17 protein-coding genes are annotated in these 17,413 nt (G+C 64.9%); 10 read left to right on the forward strand and 7 right to left on the reverse strand.

Features of this window, described 5'->3' with window-relative positions:
• Nucleotides 1–17 precede the first annotated feature (17 nt).
• From ACN0SE_RS00190 to ACN0SE_RS00200, 3 genes are all read right to left on the reverse strand, one after another.
• Entirely contained in the window at nucleotides 18–998 is a 981-nt protein-coding gene (locus ACN0SE_RS00190) for a LysR family transcriptional regulator (protein ID WP_417522444.1), read from the reverse strand.
• 314 nt (nucleotides 999–1,312) lie between these two features.
• On the reverse strand, nucleotides 1,313–2,461 hold the full coding sequence (locus tag ACN0SE_RS00195; RefSeq protein ID WP_417522445.1) for a Gfo/Idh/MocA family protein: 1,149 nt from the start codon (nucleotides 2,459–2,461) through the stop codon (nucleotides 1,313–1,315).
• Nucleotides 2,462–2,464: 3 nt separating this feature from the next.
• Nucleotides 2,465–3,517 carry an Ldh family oxidoreductase gene (locus ACN0SE_RS00200; RefSeq protein WP_417522446.1) on the reverse strand — a complete coding sequence of 351 codons (1,053 nt, stop codon included), beginning with the start codon at nucleotides 3,515–3,517 and terminating at the stop codon, nucleotides 2,465–2,467.
• An 89-nt stretch (nucleotides 3,518–3,606) separates the two neighbouring features.
• On the opposite strand from ACN0SE_RS00200, the gene ACN0SE_RS00205 reads away from it, so the two are divergent.
• On the forward strand, nucleotides 3,607–4,659 hold the full coding sequence (locus ACN0SE_RS00205) for a GntR family transcriptional regulator (protein WP_417522447.1): 1,053 nt from the start codon (nucleotides 3,607–3,609) through the stop codon (nucleotides 4,657–4,659).
• A 224-nt stretch (nucleotides 4,660–4,883) separates the two neighbouring features.
• Here the strand turns inward: ACN0SE_RS00205 and ACN0SE_RS00210 are convergent, their stop codons facing one another.
• Nucleotides 4,884–5,825 (reverse strand): LysR family transcriptional regulator, encoded by a 942-nt coding sequence (locus ACN0SE_RS00210; RefSeq protein WP_417522448.1) that lies wholly within the window; start codon nucleotides 5,823–5,825, stop codon nucleotides 4,884–4,886.
• 117 nt (nucleotides 5,826–5,942) lie between these two features.
• Here ACN0SE_RS00210 and ACN0SE_RS00215 point away from each other — a divergent pair, with 117 nt between their 5' ends.
• The 9 genes from ACN0SE_RS00215 (at nucleotide 5,943) to arsH (ending at nucleotide 13,799) form a co-directional block, all read left to right on the forward strand.
• Entirely contained in the window at nucleotides 5,943–6,881 is a 939-nt protein-coding gene (locus ACN0SE_RS00215; RefSeq protein WP_417522449.1) for a tripartite tricarboxylate transporter substrate binding protein, read from the forward strand.
• A 6-nt stretch (nucleotides 6,882–6,887) separates the two neighbouring features.
• On the forward strand, nucleotides 6,888–7,400 hold the full coding sequence (locus tag ACN0SE_RS00220) for a tripartite tricarboxylate transporter TctB family protein (RefSeq protein ID WP_417522450.1): 513 nt from the start codon (nucleotides 6,888–6,890) through the stop codon (nucleotides 7,398–7,400).
• A gap of 34 nt (nucleotides 7,401–7,434) precedes the next feature.
• The gene (locus ACN0SE_RS00225; RefSeq protein ID WP_417522451.1) at nucleotides 7,435–8,904 is read left to right on the forward strand and encodes a tripartite tricarboxylate transporter permease; all 1,470 of its coding nucleotides are present in this window, start codon (nucleotides 7,435–7,437) and stop codon (nucleotides 8,902–8,904) included.
• A 14-nt stretch (nucleotides 8,905–8,918) separates the two neighbouring features.
• Nucleotides 8,919–10,118 carry a CaiB/BaiF CoA transferase family protein gene (locus ACN0SE_RS00230; protein ID WP_417522452.1) on the forward strand — a complete coding sequence of 400 codons (1,200 nt, stop codon included), beginning with the start codon at nucleotides 8,919–8,921 and terminating at the stop codon, nucleotides 10,116–10,118.
• The gene (locus ACN0SE_RS00235; protein ID WP_417522453.1) at nucleotides 10,115–10,975 is read left to right on the forward strand and encodes an HpcH/HpaI aldolase/citrate lyase family protein; all 861 of its coding nucleotides are present in this window, start codon (nucleotides 10,115–10,117) and stop codon (nucleotides 10,973–10,975) included. Before ACN0SE_RS00230 ends, ACN0SE_RS00235 begins: the two co-directional genes overlap by 4 nt.
• A gap of 288 nt (nucleotides 10,976–11,263) precedes the next feature.
• Nucleotides 11,264–11,608: an ArsR/SmtB family transcription factor gene (locus ACN0SE_RS00240; RefSeq protein ID WP_417522454.1), complete on the forward strand. Its 345-nt coding sequence runs from the start codon at nucleotides 11,264–11,266 to the stop codon at nucleotides 11,606–11,608.
• Between the two features lies 1 nt (nucleotide 11,609).
• Entirely contained in the window at nucleotides 11,610–12,677 is a 1,068-nt protein-coding gene (gene arsB, locus ACN0SE_RS00245) for an ACR3 family arsenite efflux transporter (RefSeq protein ID WP_417522455.1), read from the forward strand.
• Nucleotides 12,674–13,096 (forward strand): arsenate reductase (glutaredoxin), encoded by a 423-nt coding sequence (gene arsC / locus ACN0SE_RS00250; protein WP_417522456.1) that lies wholly within the window; start codon nucleotides 12,674–12,676, stop codon nucleotides 13,094–13,096. Before arsB ends, arsC begins: the two co-directional genes overlap by 4 nt.
• Entirely contained in the window at nucleotides 13,089–13,799 is a 711-nt protein-coding gene (gene arsH, locus ACN0SE_RS00255; RefSeq protein WP_417522457.1) for an arsenical resistance protein ArsH, read from the forward strand. Before arsC ends, arsH begins: the two co-directional genes overlap by 8 nt.
• Nucleotides 13,800–13,865: 66 nt before the next feature.
• Here the strand turns inward: arsH and ACN0SE_RS00260 are convergent, their stop codons facing one another.
• The 3 genes from ACN0SE_RS00260 to ACN0SE_RS00270 are packed head-to-tail and all read right to left on the reverse strand — an operon-like array spanning nucleotide 13,866 to nucleotide 17,405.
• Complete coding sequence (locus tag ACN0SE_RS00260) at nucleotides 13,866–14,609, reverse strand: SDR family NAD(P)-dependent oxidoreductase (RefSeq protein WP_417522458.1); 744 nt, start codon at nucleotides 14,607–14,609, stop codon at nucleotides 13,866–13,868.
• A complete protein-coding gene (locus ACN0SE_RS00265; protein ID WP_417522459.1) occupies nucleotides 14,606–16,279 on the reverse strand; it encodes an SMP-30/gluconolactonase/LRE family protein in 1,674 nt (557 codons plus the stop codon). Before ACN0SE_RS00265 ends, ACN0SE_RS00260 begins: the two co-directional genes overlap by 4 nt.
• A 4-nt stretch (nucleotides 16,280–16,283) precedes the next feature.
• Nucleotides 16,284–17,405 carry an ABC transporter ATP-binding protein gene (locus ACN0SE_RS00270; protein WP_417522460.1) on the reverse strand — a complete coding sequence of 374 codons (1,122 nt, stop codon included), beginning with the start codon at nucleotides 17,403–17,405 and terminating at the stop codon, nucleotides 16,284–16,286.
• Nucleotides 17,406–17,413 lie beyond the last annotated feature (8 nt).

Genomic DNA, 17,413 nt, shown 5'->3' on the forward strand with positions numbered 1-17,413 from the left:
AATTTCCGTCGGTAACCTTAACCAAAAGGAATGGTTTTCAGGTCATCCGTCGTCTTCTCCAGACACTTCAGGAAGAACGTCAGGGTGGGATTCGTGTCGACCTGTTCGCTGCGCCAGAAGCAGCGTGCTTCGGACAGGAGGCCGCGAGTGTCCAAAGGAAGCGAAACGATGTCGCCGCGCGCCGCATGGGCCTGAGCCAGACGTTGCGGCATGAGACCCAGAGCGGGGATCGCCTCCAGCAGGGCGAGGTTCAATGTCAACGACAGGGAGGCAATCGTGTTGGCCGGTGGCGTCAGCCCGTACCCGGCAAAGAGCGCATCGATCGCGCGCCGGGCCACCGAGTTGGCCTGAGGCAGAATCCAAGGAAAATCCACCACATCGCTCCAATCCAGGTCAGCCCGTTTTGCCAACTGGTGATTGCGCCCGGCCACCACGACCACCGGCTCCGCAAAAAGGCCGAGCTGGGCGATGCCGGGCAGTTCCTGGGGCTGCCAAATCCGGGCAATGAGGACATCCAGTTCACCGGTCTCCAACTCGGGCAGAAGTTCGACGAAATGGCCTTCCTTTATCGAGATGCTGGCCTGCGGCGTGCTGCCTTTGAACAGCGCAATGGCGCCGGGCAGAAGAGTGGGAGCAACCGAGCTGACGACCCCCACCGAAACCGATCCGGAAACTCCGCTCGCCATGGCCTCGATGTCAAAGGCGGCCCGGTCCAGCTGATTGAGCGCCTGCCTGGCGTATTCTGCGAGCCTTTGCCCGATCGGCGTCAGAAACAGCCGGTTCCGCTCGCGCGTCACGATGGGAGCGCCGACGATCCGTTCCAGTTCCGCAATCTGCTTGGACACGGCGGGCTGTGAGACATTGAGCGCCTCGGACACCCGCGCGACCAGTTTCAGCTCTGACAAGGCGGCAATCACCCGCAAGTGGCGGATCGTGATCGCCTTCTGGAACGCAAGGCTTGGAATGGTCGATACTCCCGGAGCTTTGTGTGTCGACACTATCACCATGACTTGCGTGTATGAACACTGGTCGAGCTGCGGCCCCCGACGGCTGTTCGTGACAAAGGCGTGGCGCGCCTGAATTGACCCGTCGCGATCACAGACCAACGGCTTGCGATCACCTCGATCGCCGCAAAGATCCGATGTTCAGCGAACACGCTGGCCGACTGGGGCCAAGAGGGCCGAGATCGCCAACGGCAGGCATCAAGGACAGTCCCACCGATTTGGGCGACCGGATGACGGCGCTCGCGCGTGAGAACGCGAGCGGCGCAAGCCCGCGAGACGCGCCTGTCCCCTTACGCCGCTCCCCACACTTAGAGACCTGCCAATTCCACCGGACTGCCCGTGCGCGATGAGGTCTCGATTGCAGCAATCAGGTCTTGCGAAACCAGTGCCTCACGTCCCGTGACCATGGGGGGCCTGCCGTGACGGACGGCCGCGATGAAGTCCTCGATGACGGCTTGATGCCATTCGTGTTTCCCGCCCAGCAGGGGATTTATCTTTCGCGGGGCATCGTCCCTGGCTTCGATGTCCGTGGACCCGTCTCGCCAGGAAATCTCCAGCGCGTCCTTGTCGAGCTTGAGGCTGGCTTTTTCGAAGTGCAGGCGGATGACTTCGGTTCGATGCGGATACATCGCCGTGCTTGCCACGAAGGATCCGACGGCCCCACAGGCAAACTGCAGACCCGCGACCGCGAAATCCTCTGCTTCCATGTCGTGCAATGCGGTGGTGGCCGTCATGGCCTGGACGCTGGTGACCGGGCCGGTCAGGCTCAGGGCGAGGTCGATGGAATGGATCGCGTTGGTGATCATGACGCCGCCGCCATCGCGGGCATAGGTGCCGCGCCCGAGTTCATTGTAGTAGGATTGGTCGCGCCACAGGGGCACGTTGATTTCCACGAGGCCGAGCTTGCCGAGCGCCCCATCCTTCACAAGCGCCGCCGCCGCCTTTGACGGGGCCCGCATGCGGTGCTGGAACAGGACGCCCAGTGTCACCCCTGCACCTTCGCAGATTTCAACGACTTCGAGCGCCTCCTGGGGATTTCGCCCGACGGGCTTTTCCAGCAGGATGTGCGTCCCCGCCGTGGCAAGCTGTTCGATGATGTCCCTGCGCATGCTGGGGGGTGTCGCGACGATCGCCACGGGGATGTCGGGATTGGCAGCCACCGCCGCCAGATCGGACGTGAAAGCTGGCGGCGTGCCATCATAGAACTCGGCAAGATAGTGTGCGTTTTCCGGCCGGCGTGACACGATCGCTTTCAGCGCGATCTCGTCTTGCGCCGCCGACAGGGCCGCGACATGGGTTCTGGCGATCATGCCGGCGCCGACAAGGGCCACGCCCACAGGCTGTTTATCTATGGTTTTAACCACCTTGGGTTCCTCCGGTAGGGTGACTGAGGCCGACACCGGGTCCGGACCTTGGACCCCGGTGCGGCCGGCCGCGTTCGATTTCTGTGGTGCCATGGATCAGAATGGGACAGCGATCCCTGCCTCCTGCGCCAGACGTCGAAAGGCTCTTGCGGTTTCGGGGTCGAGCGGCACGCCGGCCTTGCGGCGATGCGCGGCTTCTGCCCACTCGCGATCACCCGGCGCCATCACCGTCTTGCCCTCTCGCGGCATGCTCTGGCGCAGCGCCGACAGGTACCGGTCCATGCCGGCCAGCAGCAGGCCGCGCCCGACAAAGCCGTCGGGATCAATGCAGATCACGAAGGCCCCCATGTCACGGGGTGTCGATATATCGGGCCCGCCCATCGGCAGGATCTCCGGGCTTGTCTTCATGCCGGTCAGCAGGCCGGAGCAGATCTCGACCAGCCCCGCCAGGCCCGCCCCCTTGAACCCGAACGCACCGCCGAGCGGTGCCAGCATTTCGACGACAGTCGCGTCGCGCGTATTGATCCCGTTCACATCGGAGGCGGTATCGTCAGGCAGGTCGCGCCCCAGCGATTTGTACAGCTGGACGCGATTGTAAGGCACTGCACTTGTTGCCATGTCGAACAGCCAGGGGTCTCCGTCGCGCGTCGGCACCGCCGCGGCGATGGGGTTCGTGCCGTGGAAGCGCTCGGCGCCGTCATGCAGGCGCACGAAACTGTCCGAGTGGCACATGACAATGCCGATCATGCCCGCCTGTGCCATGGCCAGCGCATAGGCGCCCGCAGGTCCGAAATGCGATGTGCGGCTGATCCCGACCGCACCGATCCCAGCCTCGCGCGCCAGATCACAGGCGTGATCCGCAGCCGCATAGGCGGCCAGCGCGCCGTGCGCGTCATCGGCGTCAAGAAGGCCCGATCCCGCGCGCTTGCGCTCGAACGTCATCTGCGGGGTCTTGTTCAGCCTGCCGCCCCGAAAGACCATGTCGTAATGCGGCAACAGCCGCACTCCGTGACTGTCGACGCCCAGGCTGCTGGCGTGCAGCATGGCGCGCGTGGCGGCTGCAGCGCTCGGGGCATCGGCGCCGGCCGCGCCCAGGATCGCCGCGCAGAACTCCGACAAACTCTCCAGATCTGCGCGCGTGTCGGTCATGCTGTCCTGCCTCGGCCTTGGGTTCGATGGAAGGAAAACAAAGTATCGCCCTTCCATATCGTATCGTGTATACAGTAGCCATAAATGGCATGAAGGAGCAAGCCTTGTCCGATCATGCGACCCAGACCATCGGTCTGAACGCCGCCCGACGACGATACCGGATTGGATCTGCCGACATGAAAGCGCCGCTCTACAACCGCATACTCAACGCCCTGGTGTCCGAGATTGCCGACGGGGCTCTCTCGCCCGGTGACCGGGTCATGGAAAACCGGATTGCCACCCGCTTCGGCGTGTCGCGCGCGCCGGCCCGCAAGGCATTGGCCGCGCTGGACGACCTGGGTCTCGTCACCCCTGCGGCCGGCCCTGCGCGGGGGTTCATCGTGACCTCCGATGCGCCAAAGCACGCCGCCGAGCTGGCCCCTGCCCCGAGCGACCCGTTCACGACGCACACCCCACCGACATGGCAGCGGATTTACGGCGAGGTCGAAGATGCCGTGTCGCGGCGCATCGCCTTCGGAGGATGGCGCCTGACCGAGACCGGCATCGCCCGCCACTTCGATGTCAGCCGGACGGTCGCCCGCGAAGCGCTTGCCCGGCTGCAGGCCCGGGGTCTGGTCGAGAATGAAGGCAAGGGATGGATCGCCCCGGAGCTCAGCGAAACGCGGGTGCGTGAGCTATACGAATTGCGCGCCCTGCTTGAACCTGCGGCGCTCAGCTGTGTCAGCGCCCGGTTGCCGGGCCAGACGCTCGACCGGATGATCGGTGATCTGCAGGACGCCACGGACAGCGGCGCAGACGGGCATCTGCTCGACAAGCTCGAAGCGGATCTGCACATCGCGCTCCTGCAACGCTGTCGCAGTTCGGCGCTGCGCAAGGCGATGACCGAAGCCCAGTCACTGCTTCTGGCCCACAAGTTCTTCTACCAGCACACCGCCGAACTCTATCCGGTTGAACCGTTTCTGGACGAGCACCTGCAGGTGCTCGGCGCCCTGCGCGAGGGATCGGTATCCGAGGCCTGCGAAGGATTGCGCCAACACCTGCTCCGCTCCAGCGACCGGGCGGTTGTCCGGATCGCCAGGTTGCGCGGCAGCTATCGCGACACACCCCCGGACTATCTCGAGCCCCTTGATCGGAAACCTTGATCTGCCCTCTCGACATGCAACTTCTGCGTCGCGTGCGGTCTGGCATGGCGTCGCGGACCGTCCCTTGAATGACCTGTGACCTGCCCCCTCGGACCGCACTCATCAAGCGAGGGGCCGACAGTATTGACGGACGAAAGGCGGCTTCAGTGCACAGAACGGCATCGCGGTTTCGATGCCGGCTGGATCGGCAGCAGCGGCAAGCTGGCACTGACCAATGCCCTGGATCAGCGAACGCCCGTAGCCGACGACGCTCCTGCCCATCTGGAATTGGATAACAGCGCAAGAGCCACATCGCGGGTCAGGTCAAACACGACGTTGCGGGCCTTGTTAGGCGGCAGCCGTTTGGAGGACGCCAGACAGACGGTTCGCTGGATAGGCGGATTGACGATCTCTGCGGCGCGGATCGATCCACCGAGCACCTCATGCGCAATTGCCGCCTTGGAGACGATCGAATAGCACGATCCTTCCGAAGCAAGTCTGACCAGTACCGACGGTGCGTCTGCCTCGAACCGAAAGTTCAGGGCGATGCCGGCATCGCTCGACCATCGTTCGAGGACAAGCCGCAAGCCGTGTGGCGGTCGCGTGCCGACCAAGGGCACTTTGGCAAGCTGTTGCGCGTCGACCGTGTCACCCTGAACAAGAGGGGCGTCGGCGGCGCCGATAAGGTGCAATCGCTCGGTCAGGAGGGCCTCCGACGTGTGGTCATCGGTCTCGTGAACGTTGAACAGCACCGCGATATCCGCACGACCCTCGCGCAGGTATTCCGCCAGATCGCCGCTCATGAGCTCGAATATCTGGAGCCGCACGCCCGGGTATTTCTCTGCCGCGGCCAGCATCAGCGGTGGCGCCAGCACCGGGCAGACCGAGCCGGGCAGGCCCAGCCGGATCTCGCCGTGAATCTCGTCAGTGCCTCGGCGGTAGCGTCGCTCCGCCCGGTCGACAAGCGTCAGGATCTCGCGCGCATGGGTGCTGAAATCGCGCCCGTTGGCCGTTGCCGAAACACCATGCGCACTGCGATCCAGCAACCGTGTTCCAAGCGCGTCCTCGAGCTTTCGCACATGCTGGCTGAGCGCAGGCTGCGCGATATTCAGCGACCTTGCCGCCTTCGAGAAGCTTCCCAGGTCCAAGACGCGCAGGAAGCTGCGTATATGTTTGTTCTCGATCACGTAGATATAATAAATTGGAATAATGTGAATATCAATATTGTATTTCTGTATCGCCGCAACTGTCCCCTAAGATACGAGCAAGGCACGTGCTCTGCGTGCGGTTTGGGAGGAGCCAACATGAAACATTCACATACTCTCGCGCTTGCGGCAGCCACAGTTGCGTTCGCCGCGCCGGCCTGGGCCGAGTTCCCGGAAGAGCCGATCAACCTCGTGGTTGGGTTCCGCGCGGGCGGCGGCAGCGACACCGCAGCGCGCATCCTGGCGACCGAGATGGAAGCCGCGCTGGGGCAGAAGATCATCGTCGAGAACCGCGGCGGCGCCGGTGGTGCGGTTGCGACAGAATACGTCCGCGCGCAAGACCCTGACGGCTACACCATCGGGTTCGCCGTCGCGACGACGTTCTCGTTCACCCCGCTCACCGGCAGCGTCGCCTATACGCCGGACGACGTGACCTTCATCGCCACGACACATGGCTATCGGACCGTGATGGCCGCCCCGGCGGATGCCCCGTTTGACGACTGGGCCGGCATGCTCGAAACCGCCAAGGAACGTGGCTGGATCAACTATGCGTCGATCATTCCGCTGGACCGCGCGCTCATGCAGTATGTCGGCAAAAAGGAAGACATCGCTGTCAACATCGTGCCGACCCGGGGCGGCGCCGGTGCGCGACAGGCGGTGCTTGGCGGGCATGTGGACCTGGCGTTCTCGGGCTCTAACGCGCTGCCGATGATGGAAGACGGCGCGCTCAAGGTCGTCGCTGCCCTGAACCCCGAAGGCATCGAGGAACATCCCGGCATTCCGACGCTGGACGCGCTTGGCTATGGCGTCAGTGCCGTCGAGGCCGCCGTGTTCTTTGGGCCGGACGACATGGATGCCGACGCCGTGGCGACGCTGGAATCCGCGCTGGCAGAGGCCGTGCAATCCGACACCTTCAAGGATTTCGTGAACACCAAGTTCCGCGGTTTCGAGACCTTCAAGACCGGGACCGAGACCGCCCAAGGCATCGCCTCCGACGCCGAGGCCTATCGCGACCTGCTCGACTTCATTTCGGAGTAAGGCGCGATGCCACGTTCTCCCGAAGGGCCCGGCGGCACCGCGTCGCCGGGTCTTGCGACCGACCTGATCCTCGGGATCGTGATTGTCCTGTTCAGCCTTCTCCTGCTCTTCTGGATCATTCCTGCCCAGGTGAATGACGTGGGGGCCTTCGGGCTTCCGCCCAGCCTTGCGCCCCGCGCGCTGGCCTGGCTCATGGCCGCACTTGGCGCCGTGCTGATTGCCGGCAACCTGCGTCAGGGTGAGGACGACCCGCTGGCCGGGAGACTGACGTGGCAGGATACCGGGCACCTTGCGCTTTGCATCCTTGCGGTCGCGCTGATGCTGATCGTGATGGGGGTGGTCGGAGACGCGATCGGACGGCCTTACTCGGGGTTCTGGATCGCGGCCCCCCTGGGATTGATCGCATTCACGCTGATCCACACCCGTGCCCCGCTTTGGGCCTATGCATTCAACGCAGTGGCCGCGCCCGCCGTGATCTATGCCGGGTTCTGGTGGGGCCTGGAACTGCCTTTGCCCTGACAGGACGCACTACATGGAACTCATATTCGCAGCCATGCTCGACGCGCTGTCGCTGACGACGTTTCTGTCGGTCGTGCTTGGCGTCACGATCGGGATCGTGATCGGCGCCGTACCGGGGCTGAATGCCCCCATGGCGATCGCGGTGGCGATCCCGCTGACATTCACGATGGCGCCGCTCGCGGCAATCGGCATGCTGGTGGGCGTGATGAAAGGCGGCGGCTTCGGCGGAGCGATCGGGGCGATCCTGCTCAATACGCCGGGCGAGCCGCACTCTGCGGCGACGACCCTCGACGGCCATCCCCTCGCCAAGGGCGGCAAGCCGCGCAAGGCCTTGCAGACCGCGCTCTATTCCTCGGTGGCGGGGGACAGTTGCTCGGACCTCGTGCTGATCCTGCTGGCCCCCACGCTCGCAGTTTTTGCCCTGCGGGCCGGACCGGTCGAACTTGCGGCCATCCTGGTGATCTCGCTCACGCTGATCGCCTCATTGTCGGGCCGGTCGCTGACCAAGGGGATATTTGCCGCAGCCCTCGGCGCCTTCCTTGCGACCGTCGGGGTGGACCCGGAAACCGCGTCCCCGCGCTTTACCTTCGGGCAGGTCGACCTTTTCGACGGCCTTCCCCTCGCGGCTGTTGCCATTGGCGTCCTCGCCGTGCCGGAAATCATTCTGAGGCTGCAGGAGGGCCGTCGCTACCGCCCCGACGCCAGCAAGGTCGTAACCAACAGCGAGGGCGATGACCGCCTGCCGTTCCGCGAATTCCTGACGCTGAGACGCACCGTCTTGCGTGGCGCGGGTATCGGCACGGCCATCGGCGCCTTGCCGGGCCTTGGCACGACGCTGGCGGCTTTCCTCAGCTACGCCGCCACCAAACGGTTCTCGACAGCGCCCGAGAAACTGGGCTCCGGCGCCACCGAGGGCATTGCGGCGACCGAAAGCGCCAACTCTGCCGTCTCGGGCGCGAACCTGATCCCCCTTCTGACGTTGGGTATCCCCGGCAACCTCACCGCCGCCCTTCTGGTCGGTGCCTTCCTGATCCATGGCGTGACGCCAGGGCCGCTGATCTTCCAGCGCGATACATCGCTGATTTACGGGCTCTTTGCGGCAATGATCATGGCCAATGTCATGGTGTTGATCATCGGAAGCGTGGGGCTTCGCGCCTTCGCGCTGATCGTGAAGGTCCCGCCCTTCGTCATCTATCCCATCGTGCTGCTGCTCTGCGTCGTGGGCATTTACGTGAGCCAGGGCGGATTCTTCGCCGTCGGGGTCATGCTGGCCTTCGCGGTGCTGGGCTTCTTCATGCTGAAGCTGGAGATCTCCATCGTCTGCTTCATCATCGGGCTCGTGCTCGGCCCGATGATCGAATTGTCGATCCGCCAATCCGTGATCCTGCTCAGCCGCAATCCCGCTGCCATCCTCGATCACCCCTTCGCGCTCATCCTGTTTGCCGCATCACCGTTCGTGGCGTGGCTGCTGATCCGCGATCGTAACCGCCTGTCCGACGGCTAAAGGAAAGGAACCCCATGAAGACCCCTTATTCGCCTGATGCCAAAGGCCCGCTCGACGGCCTGCGCGTCGTCGACATGACACGGCTCGCTGCCGGCAACATGATGACCCACATGCTGGCCGATTTCGGCGCCGACGTGATCAAGATCGAACGCCCCGGCAAGGGCGACGATCTGCGCCGCTTCGGCGAAGCCGAAAGCTGGTGGAAGGTCTACGCCCGCTCCAAGCGAAGCATGGAGCTTGATTTCCGCTCGGAGGCAGGGCGCGCCGTGCTCGACAAGCTGATCGCCAGCGCCGACATCCTCTGCGAGAACTTCGTTCCCGGCACGCTTGAAAAATGGGGGATGGGGCCGGAGGAGCTTTGGCAAGCCAATGAAAACCTGATCATCGTGCGGGTGTCGGGCTGGGGGCAGACCGGACCCTACAAGGACAAGCCGGGCTTCGGCAGCCTGATAGAGGGCATGTCCGGTTTCGCCGCGATGACAGGCTGGGAAGACAAACCACCGCTGCTGCCGCCGCTTGCCCTGGCCGACATGGTCGCCGGACTTGCCGGCTTCGGCGGCGTGCTGTCCGCCGTGATTGCCCGCGACAAGGGCCAGACAAAAGGCCAGGTCGTGGACCTCTCGCTCTTCGAGCCGCTGTTCGGCATCCTCGGCCCTTGGGCGGCGGCCTATGAGGCGACAGGCAAGGTGCCGCGGCGGACCGGGAACTCCAGCGAAGTCGCGGCCCCGCGCGGCCTCTATCCGACAAAGGACGGAAAATATATCGTGATGTCGGCCTCCATGCAGTCGATGTGGGAAAAGCTCGCAGCCGCCATCGGACGGCCCGAACTGTGCGACGATCCGCGCTATGCGACCTCGCGCGCCCGGGTCGAACATGCAGCAGAGCTTGATGCCATCATTGCCGCGAACATGAAGACCCGGACGCTTGACGAAAACCTCGCCCATTTCGAAGCGCGAGGCGTCACTGTCGGCCCGATCTGCGACATCTCGGACCTGGTCGATCATCCCTATATTCGCGGCCGCGAGGTGTTGCAGGATTTCGAGTGCGACGGCATGGCGCGGTTGCCCATGCACCAGACCTTTCCGCGTCTGAGCGCCACGCCGGGTGCCGTGCGCGCGCCCGCACCGAGGCTGGGGGAGCACACTGCGGAAATTCTGGCCGAGCTCGGCATCGATGATCCGGGCCAGGCCCGCCGCGCCAAGGAAGGCGCATGACCATGTGGCGCTCTCTCCTGTTCATACCTGTTCTGGAAGAAAAGTTCTTGGCCAAGGCCGCGAGCCGCGGCGCCGATGCCATCGTGCTCGATCTCGAAGCCGGCGTCGATCCCGCCCGCAAGGTCGAGGCCCGGGTGGCGCTGCCGGGCGCGGTCTCGCGTCTTGCGCCTGAAGTCGATGTGACGGTCCGGATCAATGCGCTCTGGACCCAGGCGTTTCGCGACCTCGAGGTCTGCGTGATCGACGGCGTCTCGGCGATCCATCTGCCGCTGTGCGAGACCGCCGCGCAGGTCCATGCCGTCAGTGAGATGATCGGCGAGCTGGAAAGGGAACGTGGCCTGCCTCAGGGAGAAATCCGTCTCGTCACGTTGCTTGAATCGGCCGGTGCGGTGCTCAATGCGCGACAGATCGCGACCGCCTCCCCTCGGCTCGTCGCCATGACGGTGGGCGTCGAAGATTATGCGACATCAATGGGCGTTGCCGCCACGCCGGATGTTCTGAAACCTGCTGTTCAACAGGTCAACCAGGCCGCTCGCGCCGCCTCGATCGCGTCTTTTGCCGTCGCCGCGAGCATGTCCGATTTTCGTGATATCGACGGCCTGCGGGCCGCCGCGTCCTACGCTCGCGCCATCGGGTCCACGGGCGGCTACGCGGTACATCCGGCACAGGTTGCGGTTCTCAACGACGTCTTTTCGCCCACCGAGGCCGAGCTTGACTGGGCGCGACGTGTCGTCGAGGCAGCCGAAACTGCCACCAGGCAGGGTCAAGGCGTGACGAAGGTCGACGGCCAGATGATCGATTTGCCGCTGGTGATCCGGGCCCGGTCCATTGTCGCTCGCGGGCAGGCGTCTGGCTGATGTAGCGGAGGCCCGGCACCGCAATGCGACCACGGCCTCATCCGAGATCTTTCGCCATCACACTCACTGCTCCTGCGCGCAACGAAGGTCGGCTTACCTGAAGGACTGATGCAGAGGGGACTACCGAAGCACTGCGAAGGGCAGCAATCGCCGGCCGCACCGCAGCGTTCTTGACCAGTGGTAGACGGCGGCTCAGGCCAGGATCTGTCTTGCGGACCAAGCCGACCGTTCCGTGTCGCAAGCCAGTTTCACTTGACACTCTTCAATCGCATCAATAGTTCTCGATATATGGATAAAAAAGACGCCCTCGAAGCTTTTGCCGCTCTAAGCCAGTCGACCCGGCTCGATGTGTTCCGCCTGCTGATCAAGGCTGGCGAAGTCGGCATGTCAGCCGGAGACATCGGCGAGACCCTCGACGTGCGCCAGAACACGATGTCGGCCAACCTCTCGATCCTGGCGCGCTCCGGCCTGGTGCGGAACGAGCGGGAAGGTCGCAGCATCCGCTACTTCGCCGACATGGACGGTGTGCGCGGGCTGCTGGCGTTCTTGATGGAGGACTGCTGTGCTGGCCGTCCTGAACTGTGCCAGCCCGTCATCGACTCGATTGCCTGCCCACAGCCTCAGGAAGACTGACATGGCCGAAACCTCACTGCCCGCCGCCGCGGGTCTTGGACCCTTCGAGCGCTGGTTGTCGCTCTGGGTGGCGCTTGCCATCGGGGCGGGGCTCGTGCTCGGCAATCTCTTTCCCGGCCTGTTCGGCGCTATGGCCGGGCTGGAGATCGCCTCGGTCAACCTGCCGGTGGCCGTGCTGATCTGGGCGATGGTCTACCCGATGATGGTCGGTGTCGATTTCAGTGCGCTGGTCCATGTGGGCGACAAGCCGAAGGGCCTCGTGGTGACACTGGTGGTGAACTGGCTGATCAAGCCCTTCACCATGGCGGCCTTGGGCGTGCTGTTCTTCGAGCATGTCTTTGCCGGGCTGATCCCGCCGGAGGACGCGCAGGCCTATCTGGCGGGCGTGATCCTGCTTGGCGCGGCGCCCTGCACGGCGATGGTCTTTGTCTGGTCCAACCTGACGCGGGGCGATGCAACCTACACGCTGGTGCAGGTCAGCGTGAACGACGTGATCATGGTCTTTGCCTTCGCGCCCATCGTCGCCTTTCTGCTGGGGGTGACGGATATCGTCGTGCCCTGGGATACGCTTCTGCTGTCAGTGGGCCTCTATGTCATGCTGCCGCTGGCCGCGGGCTACCTGACGCGCCGCAGCCTCGTCGCGAAAGGCGGCGAAGCCGCGGTCGAGGCCTTCAAGAGCCGGGTGCAACCGTTCTCGATCTTCGGGCTGCTGGTGACGGTGGTGCTGCTCTTCGGGTTTCAAGGCGAAGTCATCCTCGAGCGGCCTCTGGTCATCGCGATGATCGCGGTGCCGCTTCTGATCCAGTCCTACGGCATCTTCCTTGCCGCCTACGGTGCGGCGCGCGCCTGGGGCATTCCGTTCGACGTCGCCGCGCCCTGCGCTCTGATCGGCACCTCCAATTTCTTCGAACTGGCGGTGGCGGTCGCGATCAGCCTGTTCGGCCTGGGGTCGGGGGCTGCACTGGCCACGGTGGTGGGCGTGCTTGTCGAAGTGCCGGTGATGCTCTCTCTCGTTGCCTTTGCCAATCGGACGCAACACTGGTTCCCGGCCGCGGATGACCCGTCATGAGCGTCGTGATCCACCACAACCCCGAATGCGGCACGTCGCGCAATGTGCTTGCGATCATCAAGGCCTCCGGCGCGGCGCCGGAGGTGATCGAATACCTCAAGACCGGATGGACGCGGCCACAGCTGCTGGCGCTCTTCGCCGCGGCCGGTCTGACGCCCCGCACCGCACTGCGCACGACGAAATCCCCGGCACGGGATCTGGGCCTGCTCGACCCCGCTGTCAGCGACGATAGGGTCCTGACCGCGATGCTCGCCCATCCGATCCTGGTCGACCGGCCCATCGTCTGCACACCCAAGGGTGTGCGCCTCTGCCGCCCGAGCGAGACCGTGCTGGACCTGCTCGACAGCCTGCCGCCCGGTCCGTTGGCAAAAGAGGATGGCACGCCACTCATCGACGCAGAAGGAAATCGCCTTGTCTGATACCCCGAACCTTCAGGAACGCCATTTTCAGCCGATCGACACGGCGCGTTTGCTGTCGCCCGAACGCGCCTCACACGCGCCGCGCATCCTGCTGCTCTACGGCTCGCTGCGAGAGCGCTCCTTCAGCCGCCTGATGACCGAGGAAGCCGCCCGCATCCTGACGCGGCTCGGGGCAGAGACCCGAACCTATCGCCCCTCGGGCCTGCCCCTGCCCGACGACGGGGATGCGGATCATCCGAAGGTGCGGGAGCTGCGCGATCTCGTCACCTGGTCCGAGGGCATGGTCTGGTGCTCGCCCGAACGGCATGGTGCGATGACAGGGATAATGAAGACCCAGATCGACTGGATACCGCTGTCGCTCGGAGGTGTCCGGCCGACCCAAGGCAAGACGCTGGCCGTCATGCAGGTCAGCGGCGGCTCGCAGAGCTTCAACGCGGTGAACCAGTTGCGCATCCTCGGCCGATGGATGCGGTTGCTGACCATTCCGAACCAGTCGTCCACGCCGAAGGCCTATCTCGAGTTCGACGACACCGGCCGGATGAAGCCGTCGCCGTTCTACGATCGCATGGTCGACGTCATGGAGGAATTGATGAAGTTCACCCTCCTCACCCGTGACAACAAGGCCTACCTGCTGGATCGCTACAGCGAGCGCAAGGAGAGCCCGGCCGCACTGTCGAAGCGCGTGAACCAGCAGGCGATCTGATCGACGGCCTGGCAGATCTCCGGGACGCTGTAGCTGTCTGCATGGACGCCTTGTGCGGTCAGCCCGTCAGACCACGCCGCCATCCACCACGATGCATTGCCCGGTCACCATGCGCGCGGCATCAGAGGCAAGCCAGAGCGCGCAATCGGCGATGTCCTCGGGGCGGATCAGGTCGGGAATGCATTGCAACGCATGGGTCTCGGCCACCCAGGCTTCGCTGACCTCTCCCGCCACACGCTCGGTCACCACACGGCCCGGGGCAATGGCATTGGCGCGGATGCCTTGCGGCCCGAGGTCGCGCGCCAGACCGCGGGTCAGACCCACGATGGCGGATTTCGCGGCATGATAGGCAGTCAGGTTGCCCGCCAGCTTCATCCAGGCGGTGGAGGACAGGTTGACGATGGCACCGCCGCCGGCGCTTGCCATCCCCGGCACCACCAGCCCTGACAGGAGCGCATGGTGATCGAGGTTGACCGCCAGCATCCAGCGCCAGCTTTCAGCCGTCAGCTCGTCAAAGGGAATGCGCCGGTCAACGCCGGCGTTGTTCACCAGCACCCTCACCGGGCCATTGGCTGCTGCGGCCTCGGCCTGCATCTGCTGCATGGCCTCCGGGTCGGCGAGGTCACAGGTCAGCGCGGTGATGCCAGAGGCTCCGGCGGCGGTGTCCTTCAGCCCCTCGGCATTCAGGTCCACGGCGGTCACCCGCGCGCCCTGGGCGGCAAACGCCAGCGCCGTGGCGCGCCCGATGCCAGAGGCTGCGCCGGTGACCATCACGTGACGCCCGGCAAACTCGGCATGGCGCGGGCTCACAGCGCCACCTCGGTCACTGGCTGCCCGGCAACATCCACGTCGATGGCAAAGAGCGCGCCAGAGAGCGGCGCCTCCTCCAGCACACTGGCCGGCAGGCGGATCGAGGCGCTGGTGATGAACAGCCGTTTCAGGTCCGGTCCGCCAAAGCAGCAACTGGTCGGGCGCGGCACCGGCAGGTCGATCTCGCGCTTCAGGGTGCCATCGGGGCCGTAGCACGCCACCCGCCAGCCATCCCAGATCGCCACCCAGAGGTTGCCCTCGCTGTCAACGCAGAGCCCGTCGGGCTTGCCATCCGACGGATCGAGCGACAGGAAGCTGCGACGGTTCGAGATCGCGCCGCTCTCGGCGTCGAAGTCATAGGCAAAGACGATGCCAAGCGCGGTGTCGGTGAAATAGAAGGTGCGCCCGTCCGGGCTCCAGTCGAGCCCGTTCGAGACCTGGAAGCCGCCGTCCACCGCCTTGGCCGAGGCGCGGCTGTCGAAGCGGTAGAGCGAGCCCGAGGGCATCGAGGCGTCAAGGCTCATCGAGCCGGTCCAGACCCGGCCGCGGCTGTCGGTCTTGGCGTCGTTGAAGCGGTTCGAGGGCATATGCGCTTCGGGGTTGTAGATCGTCTCGAGCGCGCCGGTCACCGGGTCATAGCGTTCGAGCCCGTTCTGGGTGATCGCCACCATGTCGTTGCCCGGGCCGGGCAGCACGGCGCTGACGAGGTAAGGCGCCTGCGTCATGCGGTCTTCGCCGCGCTTGGGGTCATAGACGTGAAACGCCGGGGCCGCGACATCGACCCAGTGCAGCACGCCTTCGCGGGCATCCCAGACCGGGCCTTCGCCGACGATGGCGCCGGCGGCTGACAGGCATTCGAGACCTTCTTCAACATGAGCCGTGCGGCGCGGATTGGGCGTGATGCTCACAGGGGCACTTCCGATATTGCCGATCACCCGGCGCGCGGCCTCCATCAGGTCGCGTCCGATCACGTGGCGGCGTTCATAAGGCAGGCGGCTGGCGAGCGCGGTGACGACAATCGCGCCATGCCCCATGCCGGGCGGTCCGCTGACCGGCACGGCAATCACCACCACGCCTTCCAGCGAGCGCGAATTGGCCAGCGAATAACCCCGCGCCCGGCTGATGGCGAAATCGGCCAGCAGGGCCGATTGATCCTCCGACGGCAGCCGCCCGATCAGACTGTTGACCTGATGCGGCGGCATCGCCGAGAGGATGGCGTGGCCCGAGGCACTTTCCAGCGCCGGCAGCTCACGGCCGATCTCGACTCCGATGGCCAGCGGATTGGAGGGGCGACGGACATCGACATAGATGATCCGGTCGCCCTCCATCACCGTCAGGCTGACGGTTTCGTTCAACTCCTTGGACAGGCGCAGCACCTCGGCCTCGGCCGCGGTGCGCAGATCGAAGGAGGCCATCGACTTGCCAGCCAGTTCGATCAGCCGATGACCCAGCGCATAGGTCTTGAGCCGCGCATCGTGGCGCACGTAGCCAAACTCGATCAGCGCGCCCAGCAGACGGTAAAAGGTCGCCTTCGGCAGGCCCGAGGCCGAGAGCAGTTCCGCCGAGGTGCCGGGCCGGCCGATCTGGTCGAGGATCTCGAGGATTTGCAGCCCCTTGACCAGCGTTCCGGCCCCTGGAAATCTTTCGGCTATTTTGTCAAACCTGTCCAAGCGCTTATCCCACGACCTCATGTGTATCAGGATCGAATACATGAATCTTGTCGACCGGGAAAGCGAGGCCGAGGCTGTCGCCGTCATGGTAGCGCCGATCATCGATCACCCGGATCAGCATGGTCTGGGCGTCGCGCTCTTCGTCATTGGCCATGACCGTGCGGTCAAGCTCGAGGATGTTCTCGCCCGGGGTGTGGAAATGCAGGATCTTCTCGGTGCCGAGGTTCTCGACCAGCGACAGCCCGATGGTGGCGCCATGCTCGGACACCCGGATATGCTCGGGGCGGATGCCGAACACCATGTCGCGGCCCACCACCGACCGGCAATGCTCCGGCAGGGCGATCTCCTGTCCGCCGAACCGGGTGACGGGGCCGCGCGCGCCGTCCGCGACCGGACCGCGGAAGAAGTTCATGCCCGGCGAGCCGATGAAACCGGCGACAAAGATGTTGCGCGGCTGGTGGAACAGCTCCTCGGCGCTGCCCACCTGCTGGATCACCCCGCCGCGCATGACGACGATCTTGTCGGCCATGGTCAGCGCCTCGGTCTGGTCGTGGGTGACATAGATCGTGGTCACCCCCAGCCGCTTCTGCAGCTTGACGATTTCGGACCGGGTCTGCACCCGCAGCTTGGCATCCAGATTGGACAGCGGCTCGTCCATCAGGAACGCCTTGGGCTCGCGCACGATGGCCCGGCCCAGCGCCACCCTCTGGCGCTGACCGCCGGACAGGGCGCGCGGCTTGCGATCGAGGTACGGCGTCAGTTCCAGCACCCGGGCGGCCTCTTCCACCCTTGCATTGATGTTCTGCGCATCCATCCCGGCCATCTTCAGGCCGAAGCCGATGTTCTTGCGCACCGACATGTGCGGGTAGAGGGCGTAATTCTGGAACACCATGGCGATGTCGCGCTTGCCCGGCCCCAGCTCGGTGACGTCCCTGCCGCCGATCTGGATGGTGCCGCCAGATGTCGCCTCGAGCCCTGCGAGCATCTTGAGCGCGGTGGACTTGCCGCAGCCCGAAGGCCCGACAAAGACGCAGAACTCGCCGTCCTCGATATGCAGGTTGAAGTCCGAGATCGCCTCGACGGCGCCATAGCTCTTCTGGATGTGGTCGAATTGTACGGTTGCCATTTCTGTCG

It is taken from the genome of Marinovum sp., from assembly GCF_048263515.1.
Lineage (GTDB): Bacteria > Pseudomonadota > Alphaproteobacteria > Rhodobacterales > Rhodobacteraceae > Marinovum.